General features: G+C 67.5%; 17 protein-coding genes. 4 read left to right on the top strand and 13 right to left on the bottom strand.

The window, feature by feature from the left end; translation table 11 throughout:
* Positions 1-114: 114 nt before the first annotated feature.
* From ACYX7E_RS13660 to ACYX7E_RS13630, 7 genes are all read right to left on the bottom strand, one after another.
* Positions 115-1,650 carry an N-acyl-D-amino-acid deacylase family protein gene (locus ACYX7E_RS13660; protein WP_462081136.1) on the bottom strand — a complete coding sequence of 512 codons (1,536 nt, stop codon included), beginning with the start codon at positions 1,648-1,650 and terminating at the stop codon, positions 115-117.
* A 455-nt stretch (positions 1,651-2,105) separates the two neighbouring features.
* Entirely contained in the window at positions 2,106-3,347 is a 1,242-nt protein-coding gene (locus ACYX7E_RS13655; RefSeq protein WP_462081135.1) for an alpha/beta fold hydrolase, read from the bottom strand.
* 2 nt (positions 3,348-3,349) lie between these two features.
* The gene (locus ACYX7E_RS13650; protein WP_462081134.1) at positions 3,350-4,819 is read right to left on the bottom strand and encodes a serine hydrolase domain-containing protein; all 1,470 of its coding nucleotides are present in this window, start codon (positions 4,817-4,819) and stop codon (positions 3,350-3,352) included.
* Between the two features lie 135 nt (positions 4,820-4,954).
* Positions 4,955-5,968, bottom strand: coding sequence for an alpha/beta hydrolase (locus ACYX7E_RS13645; RefSeq protein ID WP_462081133.1), 1,014 nt, complete (start codon positions 5,966-5,968; stop codon positions 4,955-4,957).
* A 348-nt stretch (positions 5,969-6,316) separates the two neighbouring features.
* A complete protein-coding gene (locus tag ACYX7E_RS13640; protein ID WP_462081132.1) occupies positions 6,317-8,359 on the bottom strand; it encodes a S9 family peptidase in 2,043 nt (680 codons plus the stop codon).
* A gap of 155 nt (positions 8,360-8,514) precedes the next feature.
* Positions 8,515-10,818, bottom strand: coding sequence for a TonB-dependent siderophore receptor (locus tag ACYX7E_RS13635; protein WP_462081131.1), 2,304 nt, complete (start codon positions 10,816-10,818; stop codon positions 8,515-8,517).
* A 620-nt stretch (positions 10,819-11,438) separates the two neighbouring features.
* Positions 11,439-12,563: a helix-turn-helix transcriptional regulator gene (locus tag ACYX7E_RS13630; RefSeq protein ID WP_462081130.1), complete on the bottom strand. Its 1,125-nt coding sequence runs from the start codon at positions 12,561-12,563 to the stop codon at positions 11,439-11,441.
* Positions 12,564-13,070: 507 nt separating this feature from the next.
* Between ACYX7E_RS13630 and ACYX7E_RS13625 the strand changes: the two genes are divergently transcribed.
* From ACYX7E_RS13625 to ACYX7E_RS13610, 4 genes are all read left to right on the top strand, one after another.
* Positions 13,071-13,829: an AraC family transcriptional regulator gene (locus ACYX7E_RS13625; protein ID WP_462081129.1), complete on the top strand. Its 759-nt coding sequence runs from the start codon at positions 13,071-13,073 to the stop codon at positions 13,827-13,829.
* 197 nt (positions 13,830-14,026) lie between these two features.
* Positions 14,027-16,321 carry a S9 family peptidase gene (locus ACYX7E_RS13620; protein WP_462081128.1) on the top strand — a complete coding sequence of 765 codons (2,295 nt, stop codon included), beginning with the start codon at positions 14,027-14,029 and terminating at the stop codon, positions 16,319-16,321.
* 109 nt (positions 16,322-16,430) lie between these two features.
* Positions 16,431-18,260, top strand: a complete 1,830-nt coding sequence (locus tag ACYX7E_RS13615) for a CocE/NonD family hydrolase (protein WP_462081127.1) — start codon at positions 16,431-16,433, stop codon at positions 18,258-18,260.
* A 71-nt stretch (positions 18,261-18,331) separates the two neighbouring features.
* Positions 18,332-19,696, top strand: coding sequence for an alpha/beta hydrolase family protein (locus tag ACYX7E_RS13610; protein WP_462081126.1), 1,365 nt, complete (start codon positions 18,332-18,334; stop codon positions 19,694-19,696).
* Between the two features lie 229 nt (positions 19,697-19,925).
* Here the strand turns inward: ACYX7E_RS13610 and ACYX7E_RS13605 are convergent, their stop codons facing one another.
* From ACYX7E_RS13605 to ACYX7E_RS13580, 6 genes are all read right to left on the bottom strand, one after another.
* Positions 19,926-20,657, bottom strand: coding sequence for a cysteine hydrolase family protein (locus ACYX7E_RS13605; RefSeq protein ID WP_462081125.1), 732 nt, complete (start codon positions 20,655-20,657; stop codon positions 19,926-19,928).
* Positions 20,657-21,460: an N-formylglutamate amidohydrolase gene (locus ACYX7E_RS13600; RefSeq protein WP_462081124.1), complete on the bottom strand. Its 804-nt coding sequence runs from the start codon at positions 21,458-21,460 to the stop codon at positions 20,657-20,659. Before ACYX7E_RS13600 ends, ACYX7E_RS13605 begins: the two co-directional genes overlap by 1 nt.
* A gap of 72 nt (positions 21,461-21,532) precedes the next feature.
* Positions 21,533-22,420 (bottom strand): branched-chain amino acid ABC transporter permease, encoded by an 888-nt coding sequence (locus ACYX7E_RS13595; RefSeq protein ID WP_462081123.1) that lies wholly within the window; start codon positions 22,418-22,420, stop codon positions 21,533-21,535.
* 13 nt (positions 22,421-22,433) lie between these two features.
* Positions 22,434-23,228 carry an ABC transporter ATP-binding protein gene (locus ACYX7E_RS13590; RefSeq protein WP_462081122.1) on the bottom strand — a complete coding sequence of 265 codons (795 nt, stop codon included), beginning with the start codon at positions 23,226-23,228 and terminating at the stop codon, positions 22,434-22,436.
* A gap of 17 nt (positions 23,229-23,245) precedes the next feature.
* Positions 23,246-24,469, bottom strand: coding sequence for an ABC transporter substrate-binding protein (locus ACYX7E_RS13585; RefSeq protein WP_462081121.1), 1,224 nt, complete (start codon positions 24,467-24,469; stop codon positions 23,246-23,248).
* A gap of 85 nt (positions 24,470-24,554) precedes the next feature.
* Positions 24,555-26,414 (bottom strand): branched-chain amino acid ABC transporter ATP-binding protein/permease, encoded by a 1,860-nt coding sequence (locus ACYX7E_RS13580; RefSeq protein WP_462081120.1) that lies wholly within the window; start codon positions 26,412-26,414, stop codon positions 24,555-24,557.
* Positions 26,415-26,439 lie beyond the last annotated feature (25 nt).

Raw genomic sequence — 26,439 nt, 5'->3', positions numbered from 1 at the left:
GATGGCGTTGTTTCCTGGTCGAGGCGGGCGTGCTTGACGCGGGCGTACTTGGAATCGACTGGCTTGAGCGCGACGTGCAGGGTGGCCACGTGACGCGGGTAAACGGCGCGGGTGTCAGTCCTTTGCGGCCGCGGCCGCGTGCAGGATCGGCTGGCCGGGGAACTGGCCGGTGGTGCGGCCGTTGTCCCAGACCCGCTGGCCGTTGACCCAGACGCCGCTGAAGCCCGATGCCAGCGCCTCGGGCGTCTTCGTCGTGGCATGGTCGGCGACGGTCGTGGGATCGAACAGCACCAGGTCGGCCGACTGCCCGGGTTTGAGGGTGCCGCGATCGGCAAAGCCCATGTGCGCGGCCGCCAGCCCCGACATCCGGTGCACGGCCTGCTCCAGGGTCAGCACGCCGTCGCTGCGCACGTACTTGGCCAGTACGCGTGCGAACGAGCCCGCGCCACGTGGGTGCGCGCCGTCGATCTCGCCGTCGGAACAGATGTTGGCATGCGGCCAGCGCATCATCGTCGCGATGTCGGCCTCGTCCATGCTGGTGCCGATGATGCTCTCGTCGGCGTCCTTGTCGATGGACTGACGGATCAGGGCCAGGTACAGCGTGGCTGGGTCCTCGCCGCGTTCTGCGGCGACCTCGGCCAGCGTCTTGCCTTCGATCGAGGGATCGGCCGCAAAGGTGCCGAACAGTACGCCTTCGGGCTTGATGAAGTTGCTCAGTGCATAGCGTGCCGCGGCGACATCGTCGAAGTCGCGCTCGGGCAGCACCACGGTCATCGTCGATTGCCAGTACGCATACGGATAGATGTCGAGCGTGGCGTCGAGTCCATCGGCGCGCGCGGCGTCGAGCTTGCGCAACAGCTCGGGCGCCTGTCCCCACAGCGAGACCATCGCCAGCTTGGCGTGCGACAGCTGCACCGGGATGCCGGCTTCGCGGCCGACCCGCAGCAGCTCGTCGATCGAATCCCACAGACCGATGTTCTCGCTGCGGATATGGCTGATGTAGCGTCCGCCATACGGCGCGGTCGCCTTGGCCATCTCGACCACTTCCTCGGTCGAGCCGTAGATGCCGGGGTCGTAGCCCAGGCCACTGGACAGGCCGATCGCGCCGGCGCGCATGTCGGCATCGACGAGGTCGCGCATGCGTGCGATTTCCTCCGGCGTCGACACGCGCTTGTAATCCTCGCCCAGCACTTGTCCGCGCAGCGTGTTGTGGCCGGTGTACGAGGCCACGTTGACGGCGACGGGCCTGGCGGCCAGTTGTTCCCACAGCTTGCCCAGCGGGAAGATCGATCCGCCATCCTGGCCGACCACGATGGTGGTGACGCCCTGGCTGACCAGTTCGTCGGCGGTGGGTGTCTGCTCGAGCCCACGCTCATGATGGCTGTGGGTATCGATGAAGCCTGGCGCGAGCACCTGGCCGCCCCCATCGATGACGGTTTCACCGGGGATGGGCGCCAGCGTCGCCGCGACTTCGAGAATACGGCCGTCGGCGATGCGGACGGCGCCGGTGTAGGCGGGCGCGCCGGTGCCGTCGACGAGGCGGACGTTGTTGATCAGGGTCGAGGACACCGGGGTCGGCGCCGGTGGGCTGCAGGCGGGCAACAGCAGCGCGCACAACGGCAGCAGACAGGCGAGCAGATGGTGTTTCATGGTCCCACTCCTGCAGAAAAAGGTGCGGCCCGTGGGCCGCGAATGGCATGGCGAATGGCGGGTGACGATCAGGCCAGGGCGAATCGCGGCGATGGCATGCACGGCGGCGTGGCCGGGGCAGAGGGCGGCACGCGGCGTTGGCCCGCCAGCGATGCCGGGGCCACGGGCGGCTGGCGATCGGTGCGTCGAGCGCGTGTCAGAAGGTGCCTCGGCTGCCGGTGATGATCCGCATGCCCGATGATCCTGCGTTGTCCAAGCCGGCAGCATCAGGGGAATTACGTATTTTCCCCGCCGGCTGCAGCCGTGATGCAGGGTTGTCACGGGCGTCGGCGGACAGCGCGTCGGGTGTCCGACCTGCACGGCGCATCGCTCGGGCGGGCTTGTCTGCCCAGCCCGCCTGCTCAGGCAGCCGGCTCAGCCAGCGCGCTCAGGACGCGCCCGCTCAGCCAACCCGCTCAGTCGGCGGACGTGTCCGGGCGTGCGCTCGTGCTGCGCGGCGACCTGGGCGCATCGGGCTGCACCTCGAAATCCACGGCGCCCTCGGTCAACGGCAGGACCTCCTGGATCAGGGTCTGCAGGAAGCGGCCGGGTTCTTCGATGAAGGGGAAATGCGCGCTGCGCTCGAACGTCACGAAGCGCTTGTGCGGGGCCTGGATGCGATCGAAGTACTCGCGTGCAGGTGCATACGGGGTGTGCAGGTCGTAGCGGCCCATCAGCAGCAGCACGGGAATCTTGAACCGTGTCGGCTGCGGGTACGCGCGGAAAGCCTCGTCCGGCGTATTGATCAGCATCTGGTCGATGAACCAGTCATCGCCGCTGGACAGACGCTGGCCTTCTGCGGCCGTGTATTCGGGGGCGAAGTCCGGCAGCACGCCGAACAGGTCGAGGTCGGGCAGTCCGTACCAGCCGCCGTCGTAACGCCGTGCCCATTTGCGGACCAGCCAGACGTCGCGGTTGGACTTGGCGATGTCCTTGCCAGGATACGCGCCGACCGTGCGCAGCTCCGCCAGCGCTTCCTGGTCGCCGCGCGCCTGCGCGATGTCGAACAGGCGATCGAGGATGCGCTGTTCCTGGCCATTGGTGGTCTGCCCGACGGCGACATAGGCATGCAGCCACTGCGGATGGCGGTCGGCGACCTGCATGCCGACCTTGGCGCCATGCGAGTAGCCCAGCAGCACGATCTTGTCCTTGTGCAGGCGCTGGCGCAGCAGGGCGATCAGCTCGCCGGCATCGCGGACGATCTGCTCGGTGGTGATCGTCGGCGACAGCGCCTGGTCGTCCTGCGGATGATGGCTCTTGCCCGCGCCGCGCTGATCCCAGTGCACCACGGTGAAGAAGTCTTCCCACGGCTTCTGGAACGCCCAAGCGGTCGGCATCATCGGCGAGCCCGGACCGCCATGGATGAACAGCAGCACCGGATTGTTGCGGTTGAGGCCGCGGATCGAGATCCACTGGCGCACGCCACCGAGTTCCACTTCCTCCAGCACGTCGATGCCTTCGGGCGTGCTGATGCGTTGCAGGTCGGCGATGCGGTTGACGACCTCGGTGCGGGTGAAGCTGGCGTGTGTGGCGGGCGTGGCGTCCTTTGCGGCGGCGTCGGCATGCGCCTGCGCAACCGCACAGGCCATGCCCAGGACAGCGGCCAGCACGATGACCGCCAGCCGCTGGCCGTGGCCGCGCCGGGTGGAGCGGGCCATGTTCATTCCTGGACGCGCTGGAAGCCCAGCCCTTTCAGGCGACCGGTCTCCAGCGTGAAGCCGGTGACCTTGCCGCCGGCATCGCGCTGGAAGTCCAGCGTGACGCCATCGTTGTCCTCGCTGGCGCCTTCGAAATGATCGGCGCGGGTCGCGACGAAGCGTACCGGCGGCAGGTGGCCGATCTGCGTGACCAGTGCGTTCGCGACGGTGTCGGCACGCAGCGTGTAAGCGACGTCGAGCTCGTCGCTGTAGTAGCGGCCGACATGCTCGTCCAGCTTGACCGCAATGGTCGCCTTGGCCTGCTTCGGATCGGGCTGGTAGGGGCCGGGGCGCTCGGGTGCCTTGGTGGCGCTGCCGCTGCTGAAGCGGCCGTCCAGCACGACATCGGCGACGGCCTGGGTCAGGGCGGTGGCCGGGCTGCTGCCCTGGTTGCACAGCACCGTCACCGAAACCCGCTGGGTCGGGAAGCGCAGCATGTTGGTCGCGTAGCCGGGGATGCCGCCGGAATGGCTGACCGTCGGCAGGCCGCGGTACTGCCCGTGCGTCAGCGCCAGCGCGTAATCGATCTGCTTGCCGTCGTTGAGCACGCCGTTACGCAGCAGGCCGTCGACCAGCGCCTGCGGTTCGCGGCCCAGCGTCGGGGTCAGGAAGTTGCGTTCCCAGCGTTGCATGTCCTGCACGCTGGTCAGCACCGCGCCATCGCCGACGATCTCGTAGGTCGGGCGCCAGATGCCGAGGCTGCCGTCCTCGCGCAGCAGATGTCCGATCGCGCGGTTGGGCATGATCATCGTGCGGTCGTCGTAGAAGCGCGTGTGCAGCATGCCCAGCGGTTCGAAGATGCGGGCGCGGCTGAAATCGCCGAGCGACTGTCCACTGACGCGGTCGACGATGATCGCGAGCAGGATGTAGCCGGAGTTGCTGTACAGATAGCGGCTGCCGGTCGGGAAGTTCAGCTGCTTCTGGCGGACGATGGCCGACAGCACCTGCGACTCGGTGGCCTCGTCGACCCAGTTCCAGCCGGCCAGCTCCAGCAGGCCCAGCCAGTCGCGCAGGCCGCTGGTGTGGTTGGCCAGATGGCGCAGCGTGATCGGCGTGCCGTAGTCGGGCAATTCGGGGATGTAGCGACGGACGTCATCGTCCCAGGACAGCTTGCCGTCCTGTTCGAGCAGCGAGATCGACGTGGTGGTGAACTGCTTGGACAGCGACGCGATGTTGAACACCGTGTCGGGCCGGATCGCGACGCCCTGTTCCAGGTCGGCCATGCCGTAGCCGCGTTCGAACACGGCCTGGCCGTCGCGGGTGACGCTGATCGCACAGCCGGGCGCGTCGCTGCGCGTCCACGGGTCGAACAGGGCATCGATCTTCTGGACGACCTGCGCAGGCAGGACCGCCGGCGCGGTGGCGGCAAGGGCGGGCGCGGAAACGACAGGCGCGGCGAGCAGCAGGGCGAACGACAGCATGAGCGGGCGCATGGCACTCCGGGGACGCGATGATCGGGCAGGGATCGGTGGCCCGCCGCGGCATGGGCGCTGCAACGGGTTCCAGGCTGGGGCAGTGACCGCCACTGGCCAGGCCCTGTCGCGGACGACAGGGCGATGGCGAGCGACTCAGGGTCGCAGCATATCCGACAACCAGCGCGACGCATCGTCGAACGCGCGGTTGGTGATGCGCGAGATCGACACCGCTTCGAGGAAGCTGTGTGTCGCGCCCGGATAGATCACCGCCTGTGTCGACACGCCGGCGCGGCGCAGGCGATCGGCCATGACCATGCTTTCGTCGAACATCACGTCGCATTCGGGAATGCACATGAAGGCCGGCGGCAGGTCGCGGACATCGGCATGGATCGGGGCGGCCAGCGGGTTCTTCGGGTCGCCGTCCGGGCCGAGGTAGTTCTGCCAGAACGCATACATCTCGCCGGAATCCCACATGTAGCCGCCATTGCCGTAGCGCTCGTAGGACTCGGTGTCGCAGGCCGCATCGAACGCACCGTAGTTCAGCAGCATCGCCTTGACGACATCGCCCTGGCCGGCATCGCGCAGGCGCATGCAGGTCGCGATGGTCATCGCTGCGCCGGCAGAATCGCCGCCGACCGCGATCTGCTCGGGGTCGACGCCGACCTCGGGCCCATGTGCGCGCAACCAGTGCACGACGGCCAGGGTTTCGTCGAGCGCGCGCGGGAAGCGCACTTCCGGCGAAAGGGTGTAATCGACCGCGATCAGCACGATGTCCGCGCGTTCGGCGTACTCGCGCATCAGGCGATCATGGGTATCGATGCTGAAGATGGTCCAGCCGCCGCCATGCAGGTAGACCAGGGCCGGCTTCGGGCCGGCAGTGCCGTCCTTCGCGACGGGGTCGAGCACGCGGACGCGCACGCTCTTGTCGTCGACCGGGATCTGCAGGTCGGTGGTCTTGGCCATTTGCGGGCCGCCCTGGCGCCAGTAGCTGCGCACGGCCTCGGCGATCTTGCGCTGCTCGGGGATGCTGACCGAGCTCATCGCCGGGTGCTCGCGCCAGCGCTCGCCCATCTTGGTGACGAAGGCGCGGATCTCCGGATCCAGGCCGTCGTTGTGTTGGGCCGCCGTGGGCTGCGCCTGGAGTTCCCGGGTGTTTTCCTGGTTCATGCATGTCCTGCCGTGTGTTGCGTTGCGGATGGTGCTGTGCCGGCCCTGTGGGCCGGATGTGTGTGGTGTCGCCGATGGCTGGGCCCGCCATGTCCCGGGGTCGATACCGGGACCGTCATGCCGTCGCGTTCACGGGCAGCGCGAAGCGTGCGGTGGGGCGCGTGCGTGCAGGATGTCCTGGCCGTCCGTCGGGGAGGGCGGTCGCCGTGCGTAGGCGTGCCGTTGCGCGGTGGCGACGACGTAGCGCAGGGTAGCCAGCGCACCCTGCGGCAACGTAGCCGCGCTGGGCGCAATACCTGTGCGTTCGGGCCAGCCTGTCGCAGGCGCGTGCGCGCACGATGTTGATTCTCATTGCGACGCCGTGGTCGTGGTCGCGGCCTTCGCGGCGGCGTCGTTCAGAAGATGGGTCCGGTACCAGTCGAGCAGGCGCTGCGACAGGTCACGGCTGAAGCTGGGACGATGGATGCCGTGGTGTTCGTCGGGATAGATCACCAGTTGGGTCGGGATGCGCAGCGTCTTCAGGGCGCGGTACATCTGCTCGCTGCCGCTGACCGGCACGTTGTAATCCTTGGCGCCGTGCAGGAACAGCGTCGGCGTGCGCACGCGGTTGGCCTGGAACAGCGGTCGCGATACCCGCATCCACATCTCGGTGTTGTCCCAGGGCGTGCCCCATTCCAGTTCGTTGCCATGCGCGTACAGGTCGGTGCCGTACAGCGAGGTCTTGGTCGGCGAGCCGGCGCCGGACACCGCGGCCTTGAAGCGGGTGTCGCTGACGATGATGAAATCGGTCAGGAAGCCACCGTAGCTCCAGCCGCCGACGCCGAGCCGCTGCGGATCGGCGATGCCCATGCCGACCACATACTCGATGCCGGCCAGCGAGTCGGTCACGTCGCGATTGCCCCAGTCGCCGAAGATGCCGCGGCCGTGCGTCCGGCCGCGACCGAGACTGCCGCGGTAGTTGACCTGCACCACCGCATAGCCATTGGCCGCCAGCAGTTGCACGGTGGGGTCGAACCCGTATTCGTCGCGACCGTAAGGGCCGCCATGCAGCCACATCACCGTGGGATAGCGGCGGCCGGCCTGGTAGCCGACCGGGCGTGCGAGCAGGCCATGGACGTCTTCGCCATCGACGCCGCGGAACGCGATCGCTTCGCGCTTGACCAGGTCGAGTCCGCGCGTCCATTCGGCATTGTGCCGGGTCAGCGCACGCAGCTTGCCGTTCTCGAGCGCATGCAACTCGGGGGGGACACCTTCGCTGGCGGCGACCACGGCGATGCGGCCATCCCGCGACTGGCTCATCGATGCGATGTAATGGCCGCCCTTGAGCAGCGGCTCGACCTTGCCATCGTTGGCCGGAACCTGCGCCAGCACGTGTTCGAGATCGTCGGCGGCCAGGAAGCGGATCGTGCGGCCGTCGGGGCTGAACACCGGATCGCCGATGTCGCGGTCGAGCGCGGTCGCCAGGCGGCGGATCGGTCCGCCTGCCGCCGGCACGCTGGCGAGATCGAGCTGGTTGTACATCCAGTACTGCGGATCGCTGCCGTGCGCGAAGACGATCTGGCGCCCGTCCGGGCTCCATGCGGGCGCGCCTTCGTAGCCGGGAAAGTCGGTCAGCCGCGTCGGCGTCGAACCGGCGCGTGTGGGCGCCACGAAGATGTCGCCATAGTCGCTGTGTTGCCAGTCGGGTTGGCGGTTGCTGACGAAGGCGATGCGATCGCCATCGGGCGACCAACTCGGGCTGTCTTCCTCGAACTCGCCACCGGCCGTCAGGGCGTCAAGCGTTTGCGCCTGCAGGTCGTAGAGATAGATCCGCGGCGGCTTGATGCGGTTGTGCAGGTAGCCATCACCGGCGTCCTCCTTGAAGCGCACGCGATCGATGACCCAGGGCTCGGGGATCTGTTTGCCGTCGGCTCCCTTGCGCAATGGCGTCTCGACACGGCGCACCAGGGCGAGCCGGCGGCTGTCCGGCGACCAGACGTAATGATCGATGCCGCCGCCGACATCGGTCGCGCGCTTCGGCGCGCTGCCGCCCCGGCGGTCGAGCAGCCAGAGCTGGCCCGGGGCGTCGCCCTGGGACTGGATGAAGCTGATCCAGCGGCCATCCGGGCTCCAGCGGGGCGCGCTGGCGCCGTCCTCGGGCCGGGTGACCCGGACCGGTGTCGCACCGTCCCAGCCGACGCGCCAGATGCTGGTGCGCTGGGTATCGGCGGCGACGTCGGTGGTGGTCACGGTGTAGAGGACATCGCGCCCGTCGGGCGAGATGTGGGCGTCGCCGATGGTCTCGATGCGTTCGAGATCCGCGATCGTCGCCGGGCGGGCCGACGCCGTGCTGGCGATCAGCGACAGGGACAGCGCGGCCAGCAGGCTCGCCAGCAGGGATCGGGTCGTCATCGGTCGGTTCCATGTCCGCGCAGCGATCGCGCCCGTGTGGGCGGATGATCGCAGCGGGGTGTGATGTGGCACGGCATGGCCGCGCAGTCGTGCATCCAGGTCACGACAGGTGTCGCCGGTGGGCCGGTGACACCTGCCGCAGGGGCGTTGCAGGTCTAGAACTTGCCGCGCAGCGTGAACATCACGTTGCGGGGTTCGCCATAGAAGTGGTTGCCGCTGGGATTGGAACCGACAGAACCGGCGTAATAGGTCTTGTCGAAGATGTTGTTCCAGTTCCAGCCCAGGGTCCAGGTCTCGTTCAACAGGTAGTTGACGCGGATGTCGGCCACCACGTAGCCACCCTTGTGCAGGACGTACTCGGAGAACGTATCGTCCGGAAAGTAATGGATGAACGGCCGGTCGATCTTGCTCTGCCCGATCACGCCCAGGCCGATCGACAGCCGGTCCTGCGCGAACGGCAGGCGGTAGTTCGACCACAGCTTGACGATATGCTTGGGCGTGAACGTCGCGAACGGCTGGCCGACGCCGGATTCAGGATCTTCCGGGTCCTCGTCGGTCCTGACGTTCTTGGTCGTGTTGTAGGTGTAGCCGAAGTTCATGCTCCAATCGTTGGTGATCAGGCCATTGAGCTCGACCTCGAAGCCATCGCTGCGGGTCTTGCCGCTGGCGATGGAGTAGCTGATCTCACCACCCGGCGGGTATCGCGGGTCGGAAATGGGGCGATTGCTTTCTTCCAGGCGAAAGACAGCGAAGGATGCGATCAATCGGCGATCGAACAGTTCGCCCTTGATACCGACTTCCATGTTGGCCGATTCGGCGGGCGGCAACACCCGGCGCTGATCGTTGATGGCCGCAGTCGGCGTCAGGTAGTCGGTATAGCTACCGTACATCGACCAGGTATCGTTGATGCGCCAGGTCACGCCGACCAGCGGAGACATCTCGGCGTCCAACTTGACATCGCTGATTTCGTCTACCTCGTCCCCCGCCGGGTCCACGCGATAGGTGACCCCATAGGTCTTCCACCAGTTGAAACGCGCGCCGAGAATGAAGGTCAGGTCGTCGGTGGCCTGCAGGGCGATCTGGCCAAACAGGCCGGTCTGCGCGATGTAGTTATCCGGGCGGTAGTAGTCGATCGGCTGCCAACCGGGGTGGTAGACACTGTTGGGATCGAAATTGCGGACGTCGAACGTTGCGCCGTCCACCAGGATGTCTTCAGTGGTGTCGGCGTAGTACCAGGAGTTGTGCTGGATCTGACGGTTGGCGCCGAACAGTACCTTGTGCTCGCGGCCCCAGAAATTGAAAGCACCCTGCAGCGTGAAGTCGAAGGCCGACTGCTCGCGCTGCAGCTGCAGCTGCTCACCGAACATGTCCATCCAGTCGCGGGACGCAAACCCAGTCGCGGGATCAATGCCGCCCCACCAGTACGCGTAATCGTTGGTGCTGTTGGTGTCGAGGTAGTTGACCATGAACTTCGCCGACCAGTCGTCGTTGATCTGGTGGTTCAACTCGACGAACAGGTTCTTGGTGTCGTAGACGAAGTTGGCCCAGCTCGGGCTCAGCAGGGTCGAGCGTGGCAGGCCCATGTCCCTGCCGTCATAGTAGAACGGCACGCCGGGCGTGTTCGGATGGGCGTCGGTGTCCTGCCAGTGCGAGGCGATCCGCAACGTGGTCTTGTCGGTCAGGTCCATCTCGACGGTGCCGTACAGCAGGGTTTCCGAGAAGTCGGCGTAGTTGTAGAAGTAGTGCTTCTCGTCCTGGGCCAGCACCGCGCGGCCGCGGATCCGGCCGGAGTCGTCGAGCGGACCGGTGACGTCGATGTCGAAGTGGTAACGGTCCCACTGGCCGGCGGCGATGCCGGTATTGAGCTGGAAGTAGTCCATCGGGCGCTTGCGGCGCATGTTGATGGAACCGAAGCCGTTGATGCCGTTGAGCACGCCGTTGGAGCCGCGCAGCACTTCGACGGCTTCATACATCGCCATGTTCGGGCTGGCCACGGTCTCGGCGGCGGTGGTCGTGGTCATGCCGTCGTACTGGATCGATTCGATCTCGTGTCCACGGGCATAGATGGTGTTCTCGATGCTGCTGTCTGCGCCCAGGATGATGCCGGGCGTCTGGATCATCACGTCATCGAGGCTGCGCAGGTTCTGGTCTTCGATGCGACCGGCATCCATGACCGTCACCGATTGCGGGATTTCGCGCAGGGCCAACGGCATGCGGCCGATCGTGGTTTCACGGGCGACCGCGACGCCGACGACCTGGACCGAGTCGAGGGTCTTGGTCTCGCGTTCGACGCGTGCCTTGTCTTCTTCGCTGGTCGATTGCGCGGCGGCCTGGTTGGCGATCAGCAGGGCGGCCGCAAGCGGCAACAGGCGCAGCGCGGCATGGGGATGTTTGCGGGCGGGGGATGAGCTGGGGTGACGGGTACGACAGGATGTCGATGTGGTTCCACGGTGCAGCATGGCGATTCCCTGACTGGCTGTGACCCGTTGCGGGTCTGTTGACGTGCGGAATCGGCGTGGGCCGAACGCTGGAACCTCCCTTTCCAGTCGTGTGATTACGCTATGTCCGCTGCTTTCATAAATAAATAAGAAATTCCACGTAAATATTATGTCTGTAATAAGAATGCGGATTTAGTGCGGCATGCAGATGCGCTCCGCGATCACGTCGAAGACGTGCGGAGGCCGGGGTGTCCGTAAGTGGGTGACACTCCTGTCGAACGCAGGCGAAGACGATTCGCGATACGTGCTTACCGCGCCTCTTTTTTTGGCTGGGCCGCAGGCCTGGCTGGGAACGGTGCATTGGACGTTGCAATGGATCGGGTGGTGCGATGTGGGTGCAGCGTTTTCTGTGCAACCTTTGAGAGGATGGGGTGCCGCGGTTCGCGTTCTGGCGGCGTGCGGAAAATCTGATCGCTTGAATATGGCTTGCCGTGAAACCGCCTGCTCGAAGCGCCTCCGTGCTGGATGCATCCAAAGGTGTGACCTGTGACTGCCTAACAGCTGTTAACAGGTGCTGTGCATCGATGCGGTGGGCAAACGTGTTGGTGGACGTGTCGGCGGGTATGGGGCCGGGCTCGCAGCTATTCGCTGAGCAGACGGCTCAACTGGATCCGGCTGGAGACTCCGAGCTTGCGGTAAACCGACGAGACCTGGAATTCGATGGTGCGCCGCGACCGGCACAGCTTGCTTGCGATTTCCTCGTTGCGCATGCCGTTGGCGACCAGTTGCGCGACGCGGCGCTCGCGTGGTGTCAGCGTCTGCAGGTAGGTGCCGTGGGAGGCGGTGTCGCTGACGGTGTCCTGCGGCGCGGCATCGGTGCGCAGGGCCTTGACGTCGACGAGTTCGACCAGATGGCAGTTGCACATGTCCGGACGCGCGGTCTGCGTCTGTGCGGAGACGCGCAGCGACAGGGTCGCGATCTGTGGATGACGGATGGTCGCGGCGCCACGGGCGCGCAACGATTCCAGCGAGGGCAGCGGATGGGGTGCGAACAGCGCACCGCTGTCGGCCTGCAGTTGCCAGGCCGGATCGGGCAGTCCTTCATTCCAGCGTCGACACGCTTGCCGGGCCATGTCGTTGCCGAACAGCACGCGGCCATCGGCGGAAATCAGCAGCACCGCGGAAGGCAGGCAGTCGAGCAGGCATTCCAGCGTGACATGCCGCTGGCGTTCGGCATCGAGCGCGCGCAGCCTCTGCAGGCTGTCGTCGACATCACGGTAGATGTCCTGCAGCAGTTCGGTGGCCTGGCGCGAGAACGTCTGGTCCTTGTCGCTGCAGGCGACGCTGAGGACGGTGTCGAGCTGGTCGTCGCGCCAGAACGCGGACTGCACGAACTCGTTCCATCGACAGCCCTGGATCTGCAATTGCCGGCGACGGCGTGCGCCGGGGTCGTTGCGCAGGATCTGCGAGTACGAGTAGATCTGTCGGCGCGGGTGACGCGCCAGGAACGGACCGGCGACACTGAGGCTGACCGGCGGCTGCGCACTGGAAGGATTCGGCGCGCGCACGTTCTGCAGGGCGCGGCGCGGCTTGAAGCCTTCGAAGTCGAAGAACAGCTCGCAGGCAGCGTAGGGCAGGGACGCATCGAAGACGTCGACGCAGGAACGCCAGAGGCTGTCGAGGTCGGGGGCGTGGCGCAAGGCGCGATGCGCGGCGGCAGCATCGCTCTGCGTGTATGGCGGTGTCGGCAGGTCGCGGATCAACATGGTCTGTCTCCGAACGGACCCTCCCCAGGGCTGGTGGCCGGCAGGGTCGTGTGGTGGACGGCCGCGCCGGAGTGCAATATCAGCGTTCCATTGCCGGTGCCGCTTCCATTCGGAGGTGCTGCCCGGGTCGCCCCGGATGTCACCGCCTGTGGATTCGAGCCTAGCGATGGCGCCGGAACAGGCTTTAGCCGGGATGGGCGCAATGTCTGTGCGTTAGGGCCAAATCGGGCTCACCCCCAGTTGCAGCAGGGCCCGGGCCTCTCCGCGCGAGCGGCAAGGGACGTTCCGGTGGCGGGATGGCCGGTACCAGGCGCGGACGCTTGCCTGTCCATCCGCCAGTCCGCCTGGCGGTCGGGTCGTCTGTCGGTGACCACCCGCTTGCCTGTGTTCCGGGCGGCCGGATCGCCAGCGCCAGTTGAACGGCGCACTCAGGTGAATCCACGGGGCATATTGATTCCTGATCGCATTTGCGATCTGATCTTGAGCGTTGATTCCGGACCCTCGTCGATGAAGCACAGTCAGGACTATCGCGACGACAGCCGGCCTGTCGTCGGACTGGAAGATGAATACGGCGTCGCCTTCGTCGACCCGATGCACAGCCATTCGCGGGCGCAGTTGCTGTACGCCTCGTCGGGTGTCATGGCCGTCACCACCGAGCGCAGCAGCCTGGTCATCCCGCCCCGTCGTGCCGTCTGGTTGCCTGCCGGGATGCTGCACGAGGTTTCGTATCGCGGCCCGGCCTCGTTGCGCACGCTGTACATCGACGCCGCGCATGCGCCCGCGCCCGACCAGTGCAGGGTGCTGGAAGTCTCCGATTTCCTGCGTGCGCTGATCATCGAGGCGGTCGGGTTCGTCGAAGGCTATGCGCCCGACAGCCGCGAAGCCCGCGTCGTCGACCTGCTGCTCGGTGAGATCGCGCGCATGCCGACGGTCTCCAACGTGGTCGGCATGCCGAGCGAGCCACGCCTGAAGGCGGTCTGCCGGGCGATCCTGGACAATCCTGCCGATACGCGGACCATCGACCAGTGGGCGGTCCTGACCGGCATGAGCCGGCGCAACTTCACCCGCACGTTCCGCGAAGAGCTGGGCATGGGCTTCGCGTTGTGGCGCCAGCAGGTGCGCCTGATGGAGGCGGTGTCGCAGTTGTCGATCGGGCGTCCGATCGGTGCGGTCGCCTTCGATGTCGGCTACGAAAGCCCAAGTGCGTTCACGGCGATGTTCACGCGCGCGTTCGGGCAGTCGCCCAGCGCTTACATGTCGCGCTAGAGCTTCCGCGCCGAGGCTGTCAGCGGTACAAGGCCTCTCGCAGCTTGTGGCCTGGTCGCAGCCCGCAGCCAATATACGTAATTTTTCGGATGTCGCCCTGGCGGCTGCCCGCGATGATGTACGGTCGACTGGTCGTGCCATGCATGCAGGCCACGTTGTTCCGCTTGATCGTGCCGCCTGACAGGAGACCACCCATCGTGCCATCGCGCCTGCTTTCGCCGCTCCATTCGTTGTTCCAGGTGTTCCGCGCGTCCCACCCGGTAGGGTCTGCCTCATCGTCGCTGACGGCGCGCGCCGTCGTCCTGCTGACGGTCCTCGGCGGCACGGCGGGGGCGGCGCTGGCGGCACCCCCGGCATCGGCGCCCGATCTGACCGCGCGCTACGAGAAGGCGTCGCAGTACCTGCCGTGGACGATCAAGCGCCACGTGCGCGGCATGTCGGTCAGCCCCGACTGGAGCGAAGACGGCAAACGCGTCAGCGTGGTGCTCGATACCGCCACCGGCAAGCGTGAACTCCGCATCGACCTGGCGAGCGGCGCCCGCAGCGAAGCGGCGGCCACGACCGCTGCGGCAGGCGAGGGTGCGCCCGCGCATCCGGAAGACCTCGACGTCTCGCCGAACGGCAAGTGGGCGATCCGCGTCGTCGACGGCAACCTGCACCGGATCGCGATGGCGACGGGGCAGGCGACACCGCTGACCACCGACGCCGAACCCGATTACGTCTACGCGCTGGTGCCGCACAGCGACCTGCGCTCGCTGTCGAAGAAGCTCGCCGGCGATCCGCCGATCCCGTACGGCCTGTGGTCGCCCGATGGCGAGCGCTACCTGACCTACCGCGTCGACGAGCGCCATCTGTACAAGCTGCCGTTCGTCATCAGCACCGATCCCGGTGCCAAGCACCAGCGCCCCTGGGTGCACTACCAGAACACCGCCTACCCGGACGACGAGGTGCAGCGCGCCGAGCTGATGGTGTTCGACATGCGCAATGGTCGCCGCACCAACCTCGAGATCCCGAAGCCGGTGATGGCCTTCGTGCCGACGCCGGAAGGCGGCCTGCGCTGGAACCGCGATGGCAGCAAGGTCTTTGCCGCGCCGGAAACCCCCGACTACAAGTCGATCACCGTCTACGAGGCCGATCCGGTCACCGGCAAGGCGAGGGCCGTGCTGACCGAGACCACCGAGCTGACCTACCGCCCGGACGTCGACGAAGCCCTGCGCTTCCACCTGGTCGGTGACGGCAGCGAGATCGTGTTCTATTCCGAGCGCAGCGACTGGGGGCACTACTACCTCTACGACACCGCGACCGGCCGCCTCAAGAACGCGATCACCGCCGGCGACTGGGCGATCCACTCGCTGGTACGCATCGATGCCCAAGGCCGCTGGCTGTACTTCCTGGCCGGCGGTCGCGAGGCCGGACGCGATCCGTACTACTCGCACCTGTACCGGGTGTCGCTGGATGGCGGCGAGCTGCAGCTGCTGACCCCGGAGAACGCGCAGCATTCGGTGCAGTTCTCGCCGGACGGCCAGTCCTTCGTCGATACCTATTCGACCGTCGACACGCCGCCGACGCACGTGCTGCGCGGCAACGACGGCCGCCAGATCGCCGAGCTCGGCAAGGCCGACATCAGCGGGCTCAAGGCCCTGGGCTGGACGCCGCCGCAGCGCTTCTCGACCAAGGCCGCCGACGGCGTGACCGACCTCTACGGCACGCTGTTCCTGCCGTACGACTTCGATCCGGGCAAGTCCTATCCGATCGTCGAGTCGCAGTACACCGGCACGCAGAGCCTGTACGCGCCGCGTCGCTTCCTCGAGGACAAGGCCAGTGCGCTGGGCCTGGCGCAGCTGGGCTTCGTGGTGATGATGTTCGATGGCCGTCCGACGCCGTTCCGCCGCCAGTCGATGCAGGACCTGGGCTTCGGCAAGGCAGTCGCCGCACCGATCATGCTGGAGGACCACATCGCCGCGATGCAGCAGCTGGCCAAGCGCCACCGCTGGATCGACATCGAGCGCACCGGCATCTACGGCCACTCCTGGGGCGGCTATCGCGCCGCGCGCGCCCTGCTGCAGTTCCCCGACTTCTACAAGGCCGGCGTCGCCACGGCGGGCAGCCACGACAACTACCTGTTCGTCTACGGCCACAACCGCTGGTACGGCCATCCCAAGGACTATCCCGACAGCTACGACAACCAGACCAACATGGACCTGGCCGGCAACCTGAAGGGCAAGCTGCTGCTGGCGCATGGCGAGATCGACGACGACGTGCACATCGCGCTGACGATGCAGCTGGCCGACGCGCTGATCCGCGAGAACAAGGATTTCGACCTGCTGGTGCTGCCGCGTCGCGACCACAAGAACCTCTGGCAGGATGGCTACATGATCCGCAAGGCCTGGGACTACTTCGTCCAGCACCTGCGCCACGAGACGCCACCGACCGGTGTGCGCGTGCCCGACTACGAGGGCACGGCGTATCGCCGCCCGATGCATCCCGAGTGATACGGACATCTCCTGCAGCAGGCCTGTTGGCGATGCCTGACCTGTTGCCTGCCTGTTTTGCCTGTTCTGCCTGAAATTGACCCGTCCCGACCTTTGCTGGAGCTCCACATTGCCTGACCCTGCACCGATCCTGCCGGCATCGATTCCGTCCCGCCTCGCCCTGGCCGCGTTGCTGGCGTTGGTTGGCGTCTTCGCCGCGTCGTCCGCAACTGCCCAGACAGCGCAGGCGCAGGCAGCCGCAGCCAAGCCGGCCAAGGTCGATCCCGCGCGGATCAAGGTGCAGTACAACGCCATGGTGCCGATGCGCGACGGCGTGACGCTGTCGACCGACATCTATCGTCCGGTCGGCGAGGGCAGGCATCCGGTGGTGCTGTCGCGCTACCCCTACGGCAACGGCGACGACATGCTGTCGAGCGCGCAGGGCTGGGTCGATGCCGGCTACGTGTTCGTGCAGCAGGACGTGCGCGGCCGCTACGATTCCAACGGCACGTTCTATCCGTACATCAACGAGGGCACCGACGGCTTCGACACCATCGCCTGGCTGGCGACGCAGCCCTGGTCGGATGGCCGCATCGGCATGACCGGCGGGTCCTACCTGGCGGCCTCGCAATGGCTGGCCGCACCGCTGCATCCGCCCGCGCTGGTTACGATCGCGCCCGCGGTCGCGCCGTTCAACTACTACACCGACGTGGTCTATCCGGGGGGCGCCTTCGCGATGATGTCGCGCGTCAACTGGGGCCTGCTGATGGCCGGGCGCAGCAACCAGGCGCAGCCGCTGGACATCGATGCGATGTACCGGCACCTGCCGCTGAAGACCACCGATGCCGCCTTCGGCCTGGACATCCCGTTCTGGCGCGACTGGGTCGCGCATCCGTCGCTGGACGCGTACTGGCATCCGGTCGACGTGGAGCGCGTCGGCAAGCAGCTCGACGTGCCGGCCCTGAACGTCGGCGGCTGGTACGACGGCATCCTGGGCGGCACCTTGCGCAGTTATGCGACCGCGGTGCGCGACAGTCGCAGCGCGACCGCGCGCCGCGGCCAGAAGCTGGTGATCGGTCCCTGGGACCACAAGGTCGGCCGCAATGGCGCGACCCGGCTGGGCGAGCTGGAGTTCGGCCCGGACTCGTTGCTCGACCTCAAGGCCATGCAGGTGCGCTGGTTCGACCACTGGCTCAAGCAGCAGGACACCGGCTTTCTGCGCGAGGCGCCGGTCCGCCTGTTCGTCATGGGCGAGAACCGCTGGCGCGACGAACAGGAATGGCCGTTGGCGCGCACCCGCTACACGCGGTACTACTTCCACAGCGATGGCAAGGCCAATACCGCCGATGGCGATGGTCGTCTGGACACGCGCAAGCCGCGCGCCGCCGACACCGACGCAGGCGCCGCCAGCGCCTATCGCTACGATCCTGCCGACCCGGTCATGACCCTGGGCGGCAACCTGACGCCGGAGCGTTACGCAGGGCCCTACGACCAGGCCGCCAGCGGCCGCCGCGACGACGTGCTGGTGTTCACCAGCGCGCCGCTGGACAAGCCCGTGGAAGTCACCGGGCTGATCTCGGTGACGTTGTACGCGGTGTCGTCGGCCCCCGATACCGACTTCACCGCGAAGCTCGTCGACGTGCATCCCGATGGCAAGGCCTACAACCTCGCCGACGGCATCATCCGCGCGCGCTATCGCAAGTCGTTCCAACAGCCCGAGCTGCTGACCCCGGGCGAGGTCTACGAGTACACGATCGACCTGTGGGCCACCAGCAACCTGTTCAAGGCCGGGCATCGCATCCGCGTCGACGTCTCCAGCTCCAACTTCCCCAAGTACGACCGCAACCCGAACACCGGGCACGCGTTCGGAGCAGACGCCGAACTCAAGGTCGCCGAGCAACGCGTCCTGCATTCCAGCCGCTATCCCTCGCATATCGTCCTGCCCGTCATTCCACGCTGAGCGCCTGAACGGAGCCCGGCTGCGCGCCATGCGCCCGCAGCGGGCTTCGCACGGATCCTGAGGAGAGTCGCATGCGCCATGTCCTGCATCGTGTTGCGTTGCTGTTGATCGCTGTCGCCGCGTTGCCGGCGGTCGCGCAACGGCCGGAGAAGCGCGAGAAGCCGGAACCGGCGATTCCGGCCGATGTGTTCGCTGGCGAGCCGCGCGGCCCGTATGCGACCGGCACGTTGGAGACGTTCTGGGTCGATGCCGCGCGCGACGAGCCGCGGACGTTGGATCCCGACGACCGCCGCCGTCTGCCGGTGCAGATCTGGTACCCGGCCACGGTGGCCGACGATGCCGCGAAAGCCCCGTACCTGCTGCATCCCGAGCGTTACATCGTCGAGACCCGGGCCGCCGACCACGGCGAGCCCGACAAGGACTGGCGTGGCCAGCTGGGTTGGCTGCGCAAGGTCCGCCATGTGCGCACCAATTCGGTTGTCGAAGCGGCCCTGCCTGCGGGCGGCGGCCGGTACCCGGTACTGGTCTACAACCATGGCGGCGGCAACCCGCACTTCACAGCGACTTTCCATACCGAGTTCCTGGCCAGCCACGGCTACGTGGTCGTCGCGGTCGGCCATCCAGGCTTCAACGGCGTGATCCGCCAGCCGTTCCCGGATGGCTATACCTTCATCGACCATGCGCAATCGCCGCGCGGCAAGAGCGATGCCGCCTTCGATGCCAGCGAGAAGGCCGCGACCGCGAACCTGTCGTCGCGCGAGCGCTTCGATCGCATGTTCAGCGACGGCAGCACGGCGCGCAACGTCCTCGATGGCGTGCGCGACGTCAGCTTCGTGCTCGACGAGCTGGCCAGGCTGGACGCGGATCCGGGCAGCCGTTTCCACAAGCGGCTCGATCTCGACCACGCCGGTGCGATGGGGTGGTCGATGGGCGGCGTGGTGTCGCTGCAGGCCAGTCTCGACGAGCCACGCATCAAGGCGGCGATCAACGAGGACGGCTGGCCCTACGGCCTGCTGGGTGCCAATGGGGTCGTGCCCAAGGGCTCGCCGCGTCCGGTCATGGTGATGAATGGCGTGCCGGCGATCGCCGAGGCGATGCGCGGGCCGGTCGATGCCTCGCTGCGCGAAGAATACGCGTCAGCCGATACGCATTTCTGGACGATGTTCGCGCGCAGCCGCGCGGACTGGTACTGGTTGCGCATCGAGGGCGCCGACCACGGCCATTTCTCCGACCATCCGCTGTTCAGTCGCGGCAACGACACGCCCGGTGCGATCCATCCACGGCTCGCCCACACCATCGTCAACGACTATGCGCTGGCGTTCTTCGACAAGCACCTGCGCGGCCGCGATGCGCCGCTGCTGTCGAACGGACATGCCTACCGCGACGCCAGCCTGATGTGGAAAGGTGAGCCGCGTCCGGCCGACGACGAGGACTGAGGCGCGTCGAGTCCGCTCGCGTGCGCGAGCGCCGCGCGTCTTGCCTGGGTTTGCAGTAGCGCACAGTCGTCGGTAGCAACGCGCCTGGGCGCGAGTCGCGACACCTGGTCGCGCGTCGACACGATCCGGCGATGGACCGGCACGTACCGAAGCGTTCGTCGGTACGTGCCGGCAGGGTCTCGTCTGGCGTGACTCGCCAGGCCTGCGATCCGTGGGGTCGCGTCCGCTGTCAGCCCTGCGCCATCGACTCGATTTCGGCGATCAGCACATCGGTATCGCGCTGGCGGCAATAGCCCTTGATGGTCCGCAGCGAATTGTCGTGGCGCTCGGCGGTCATCGTCGCGCAGGCGTCGGGCACCAGGGTGACCAGGTAGCCCAGGTCGCAGGCGTCGCGCACGGCCGATTCCACGCACTGGTCGGTGACCACGCCGCACAGGATCAGCTGGGCCACACCGAGGTTGCGCAGCACGTAATCGATGTGGGTCGACACGAACACGCTCGATGACGACTTCGGCAGCACGATCTCGTCGCCCTGCGGCGCGATGGCGTCGAGCACCTTGGCGTCCCACGAGCCCTTGGGCACATGGAAACCGCTGATCTTGTAGTCCAGCCCGCGGTCGCGTCCGTCCAGCGTCAGGCTTTCGATCGTGGTGTACATGACCTCGATGCCGGCCGCGCGGCAGGCCGCCTGTAGACGCTGCATGTTCGGCAGCGCGGTGCGCTCCAGGCGGTCGAAGTAGTAGCGGTAGTCGCGCTGCAGGGTCTCGGCATCGAGCTCGGTGAACTCGCCGCCATCGCGATGGGTCGACCAGTTCTGCACGTCGATGAACAGCAACGCCACCCGGCCGGGCTGCAGCGGGATCTCGCGCGAGGTCGTGGACAGGTGCACGCTGGCGCGGTTCGCAACGGAGCCGGACGGAGCAGGGCCTGACGAAGCGGGCGTGGCAGAGTCATTGGACATCAGCGGGAATCCTGCAGCAGGGCGTCGATGGGAATGGCGGCCAGGGCGCGCGTCAGGCGCTGGCTCCATTCGGCCTGGCCGGCCGGGGTGGAGATCAGGTCGTGCCGGATCTCGATCAGCACGTTGGGAATGCCGCGCTGCAGGCCATGCACCGGGATAGCGTAGTCGGACAGGCCTTCGATCGCATAGGGCTGGTTGCGTTCGACCAGCAGTTCGGGCTCGGCGGCGACCAGGGCATCGAACATCGCATCGGCCAGGCGGCTGTCGCGCAGGTCGTACAACAGGCCCAGGTGCAGCGCACGCGGTTCGGGATTGCTGCGCAGCACGGGCGTGAAGCTGTGCACGGTCACCAGCGCACGCAGGGGGCGCTGGTCGAGGGCTTGGGCGATCGCGCCATGGAACGGCTGGTGCACGAGGTCCCAGCGCTGGCGCCGCTGCGCGTCGTCGAGCCCGCTGTTGCCCGGCACCTCGGTGCCGTCGCTGACCTGCGGGATCAGCGTCTGCGCATCCCAGGGGCGGTTGCAGTCGATGACCAGCCGGCTATAGGGCTGCAGGAAGAGTGGCGCGTCGAGCGCGTCGCTGATGCCCTTCGCGACGGCGGCGGCGCCGATGTCCCAGGCGATATGGCGCACGCGCTCGTCATCGGGCAGGCCCAGTGCGTCGAGCGTGGCCGGGATGGCATTGCCGGCGTGTTCGCAGACCAGCAGGAACGGCGAGGGGCCGTGGGGATTGCTGACCTGCAGCGGCGGCGGTTCGCTGCGGCCCAGCAGTGGCGGAAGGGAAGAAGGGGTGCGCGTGTCCATGCCTGTACTTTGAGAGGATTGAAGTCAGACCTTGCGGGTCCAGGAAGGTCAGACCGTGTCGGTCCGTGTCGTTCAGACCTTGTCGGTTTTGGGCGCTGGCAGCAGGCCGTTGGGCCGTACCAGCAGGATCAGGATCACCACGCCAAGCGCGAGCGGCTCGCGGAACTCCTGCCAGGCATCGGGCAGGTACGCGGCGAAGAAGATCTCGATGAAACCCAGCACCAGGCCGCCGACGACGGCGCCGGACAAGCTGCCCAGGCCGCCGATGATCGCGGCAATGAAGGCCTTCAGTACTGGCGTGAAACCCATGTACGGATCGACCGAGGCGCGTTGCGAGACCCACAGGATCGCGGCGATGCCTGCGAGCAGGCCGGACACCGCGAACGCACCGGAGATCACCGCGTTCGCGCGCACGCCCATCAGCCGGGTGGCACCGAAGTCGAGCGCGATCGCGCGCATCGACAGCCCCAGCAGGGTACGGGTCAGGAACAGGTTCAGCAGCAGCATCGTCGCGCCGGCGATGACGATCGACAGGATCTGGTTGACGCCGACGACGAAGCCGCCGAGCTGGACCGTCGACGTCAGCAGGGCGGGCAGGGTGACCGGCAGCGGACGCTGCGAGATCAGGTTCTGGAACAGGATCTGCAGGATCATCGCCGCGGCGAAGCTGGTGACCAGCAGGGTCGCGCCGCTGGCCTTGCGCACCGGCCGGAATGCGATGCGTTCGAGCAGCATCGCCACCACCATCGCGCAGACGATGCCCAGCGGCGCCGCGAACACGAACGGCAGGCCAGCTCCCATCGACAGTACGATCGCGTAGGCGGTGACGGTCATCAGTTCGCCATGGGCGAAGTTGATCAGGCCGACGATCGAGAACACGATCGCCAGGCCCAGCGCGAGCAGCGCGTAGGTGCCGCCGAGGGCGGTGGCGCTGATCAGTTGTTGCAGGAAGTAATCCATCGGTGCCTAGCCCTCAGTGCGCCAGATAGGTCTGGGCGATGACATCGGAATCGCGCAGCGTCGCGGCGTCGGCCGCGGCCACGATGCGCCCGGACGCCATGACGTAGCCGCGGTCGGCGATCTCCAGCGACATCGCGACGTTCTGTTCGACCAGCAGGATGGTCACGCCGCGCGTGCGCAGCGCGGCGACCAGTTCGAACACCTGCTCGACGATCTGCGGCGCCAGTCCCAGCGAGGGCTCGTCGAGCAGCAGCAGTTCGGGATCGCACATCAGTGCGCGCGCGATCGCCAGCATCTGCTGCTGGCCGCCGGACATCGTGCCGGCCATCTGCCGGCGCCGCTGCGCGAGGATCGGGAACAGCGTCAGCATCTCGTCGAGGTGTTGTTGTGCCTGCGCGCGACCGGACAGCGCATAGCCGCCCAGGCGCAGGTTTTCCTCGACGGTCAAGCCGGAGAACACGCGACGGCCTTCCGGGCACAGGGTCAGCCGGCGGCGCGCCAGCGCTTCAGTCTGCAGGCCCTGGATCTGTTCGTCGCGGAAGTTGACCTGGCCGGCGGTCACCGGCGCCAGTCCGACGATGCCGTTGAGCGTCGACGACTTGCCGGCACCGTTGGCACCCAGCAGGACGACGATCTCGCCCTTGTTGACCTCGAACGAGACCGACTGCACGGCCTCGACCGCGCCATACGCGACCTTGAGCTCGTGCACGCGCAGCAGTCGATCGGCACGTGCCTGCGCCGGGCCTGTCTGCGGTGGGCCGTCTGCAGGACCGGGGTGCCGTGATGCGGAGGGGCTGGGCGATGACATGGGCGTGGCGTCCGGCATCAGAAGCGGGGTGGCGGGACCAGCGCCGGATCGGGCTGCAGGTGCGCGACCAGGCTGCGGCCCGATGCGCCGATGCGGACCAGCGCGACCTCGCGCTGCGGCATGCCGTCGGTGCCGAGGTAGGTGATCGGCGAGGTGATGCCCTTGACGTTCGACAGCGACGCGATCGCATCGCGCAACGCCTTCGGCGTCGCCTGCGGGCCGGCGGCGGCCACTGCGGCGGCGATCACGCGCGACAGGTCGTAGCCGACGGCATCGAAGACCGTGTCCGACGGCGCGCCGTAGCGTTGTTCGAACTGTTGCAGGAAGCCCGCATACGCCGGGTCGTCGCCCGCGAAGCCGGCGGTGGTGTAGACCACGCCTTCGGCGGCGGCGCCCAGGCCGAGGATCGTCGGCGTGTCGATGCCATCCGAGCCGATGACCTGCGCGGTCACGCCGGCCGCACGCAGCTGGCGGATGAAGGCCGGGAAGTCGGGCTCGTAGGCTGCGGTCATGATGACGTCGGGCGCTGGCGTCAGCGCCTTGATCCGGCTGATCTCTGCAGCGAAGTTCTGCTGGCCGGTCTTGTAGACGATGTCGCCGACGACGTTGCCGCCGAGCTGCTTGAACACCTGCGCGAAGTACAGCGGCAGGGTGGTGTACTGGGTATCGGGCGACTGCACGATGGCGGCATTGCGAAAGCCCTGCGCATGCGCCCAGGTCGCCGATGCGGTGGCCTGCATGTTGTCGGCGGGCACGTTCCCGAACAGCCAGCCCTGGCCGCTCGGCGCCAGCGTCGGGCTCGACGCGCAGGTCGAGAACGCCGGGACTTCGGCGTCGGCAGCCAACGCGGCGGCGGCGATCGCGAGGTCCTGGTCACACGGCAGGATCAGCAGGTCGACATGGTCGTCGATCAATTCCTGGGCGGCGATCGCGGTCTGCGCAGCATCGGAGCGCACGTTCTTCTCGACCAGGACATATTGCGTGGGGCCGGCGGCATTGAGCTGCTCGATGCCCAGGCGCAGGCCGCGCATCACCGGCACGTCGAACGGCGCCAGCGTCCCGGTCTGCGCGGTCGCGACCCCGATGCGCACGCTGCCGTCATCGACCGCCGGGGCCTGCTTGGCGCAGCCGGCAAGCATCAGCACGCCGCCCAGCGCGACACCACCCAGCAAGCTGCGTGGACGCAGCGTCGATGCACGGCGCACCTGCAGGGAAGACGGCGGCATGGGGTGGTCGGTCATCGGGACTCTCCTGGCAAACGGGATGCGTGGGGCTGGACGGGCGGAGCGGCTTCAGCAGGGCTGGGTGTCAGCAGGGCGGGCGTTGTCATGCGTCTGGCGCGTCGGGCGTGGCCGCGGCGTGGCGACGACCGAGGTAGGCCTCGACGACGGCCGGATCGCGCTGTACCGCGTGCGGCGTGCCGGCAGCGATCAGCCGGCCTTCGTTGAGCACGATCACGCGATCGCACAGGCCGGTGATCAGCGGCAGGTCGTGGTCGACGATGACGATGCCGAGCGCGTAGCGCTGCCGCAGGACCTGCAGGCGTCGCATCAGGTCGGCGGTCTCGTCGTGGTTCATGCCGGCGGCAGGTTCGTCGAGGAACAGGAAGCGCGGCGACAACGCGAGCGCACGCGCGATCTCGACCCGGCGGCGTTCGCCATAGGACAGCGCATCGGCGCGTGCCGACGCCTGTGCGGACAGGCCGAGTTCGGCCAGCAACTGGTCGGCGCGGGCCTCGGCATCGTGACGTGGCGTCTTCGGCCAGCCGTGCAACGCGGCAACCAGCACGTTCTGGCGCACGCTGAGGCTGTCGAACAGCCGGGTGTTCTGGAACGTGCGTGCGATGCCGCGGCGTGCGAACACCTGCGCCGGAAGGCCCAGCAGCGGCGCACCATCGAGTTGCAGGCGTCCTTCGCTGGGCGCGAGCACGCCCGACAGCAGGCTCAGCAGGGTCGACTTGCCCGAGCCATTGGGCCCGATCAGGCCGAGGATCTCGCCCTGCTGCAGATTGACGTCGACCGCATTGACCGCGACCAGTCCGCCGAAGCGGCGCGTCAGCGCCTGGCCTTCGAGACGGCTGTGGCGCTGGCCCGGAGGCGCGGAATGTGTTGTGGCGTTGCCGGGGACAGGCGCTGGCGCGATGCCGTCGCTGGCGGCGTCGACAGGGGTGTCTACTGGCGCCGGTGCGTGCTGCCGGCGCGCGGCCAGCACCTCGTCCCATTCGCGATCGCCGACCAGGCCTTCGCGGCGCCGGCTCATGACCAGCAGGATCGCCAGCGCGATGCCGATCTGCGCGGCACCGAACAAGGGTGGCGTCTGCATGCCGAACAGTTGCAGGCCGCCTTCGGCGTGCCGCAGCAGCTCGGCGATCAGCGTGATCAGCGCGGTGCCGGCGACGGCACCGCTGACGCTGCCCATGCCGCCGACGATCAGCATCGCCAGCAACAGGAAGGTGTCGGTGAAGTAGAACTTCTGTGGTGAGAACGTGCCGAGGAAGTGCGCCAGCAGCGCACCCGAGACCGCGACCATCGCACCGCTGATGACCCAGGCCAGCAGACGCTGGCGTTCGATCGCGATGCCGGTCGAGCGTGCGGCGAGGGCGTCGTCGCGCGCCGCGCGCAGCTTCAGGCCGGGCACCGAATCGCGGAACAAGCGCGCCAGCACAACGACCGCGATCGCCGCGCCGGCCGCCAGCCACAGACCGGTGTCGCGCGGCACGCCGAAGAAGGCCTGGCTGCCGCGGGTGAGGTCGCGTGCGCCGATGATCAGGCCATGCATGATGATCAGCAGGCCCAACGTCGCAATCGTCGCCGACGCCGCCTCAAGCCTTGAGATCAGCAGGCCGGTCAGCAGCGCCACGCCGACCGCGACCATCAGGGCCGCGACCAGTGCCGCCGGCAGCCCCCATTGCAGTTGCGCCAGCCAGTCAGGCAGGTGCGGCAGCACCGCGTGCTTGAGCACGACCGGCAATGTCAGCAGGCCCGAGACGTAGGCGCCGACGGCCATGAAGGACAGGTGCCCGAAGCTGAGCACGCCCGAGTTACCGCAGTAGACGCCCATGCCGACCGTAGCCGCCAGGGTGATCATGAACAGGGTCAGGGTGCGCTCGGCGCCACCGCCCAGCAGGTGTCCGACCAGGGCGACGACAAGAATCAGGGCGGCCCAGCCGGCTGCCGGGAGCAGCATCGGCAACGACGTCGAACGGGCGGGC

It is taken from the genome of Luteimonas sp. RIT-PG2_3, assembly GCF_054902115.1.
This window is presented reverse-complemented; position numbering and strand designations above follow the sequence as displayed.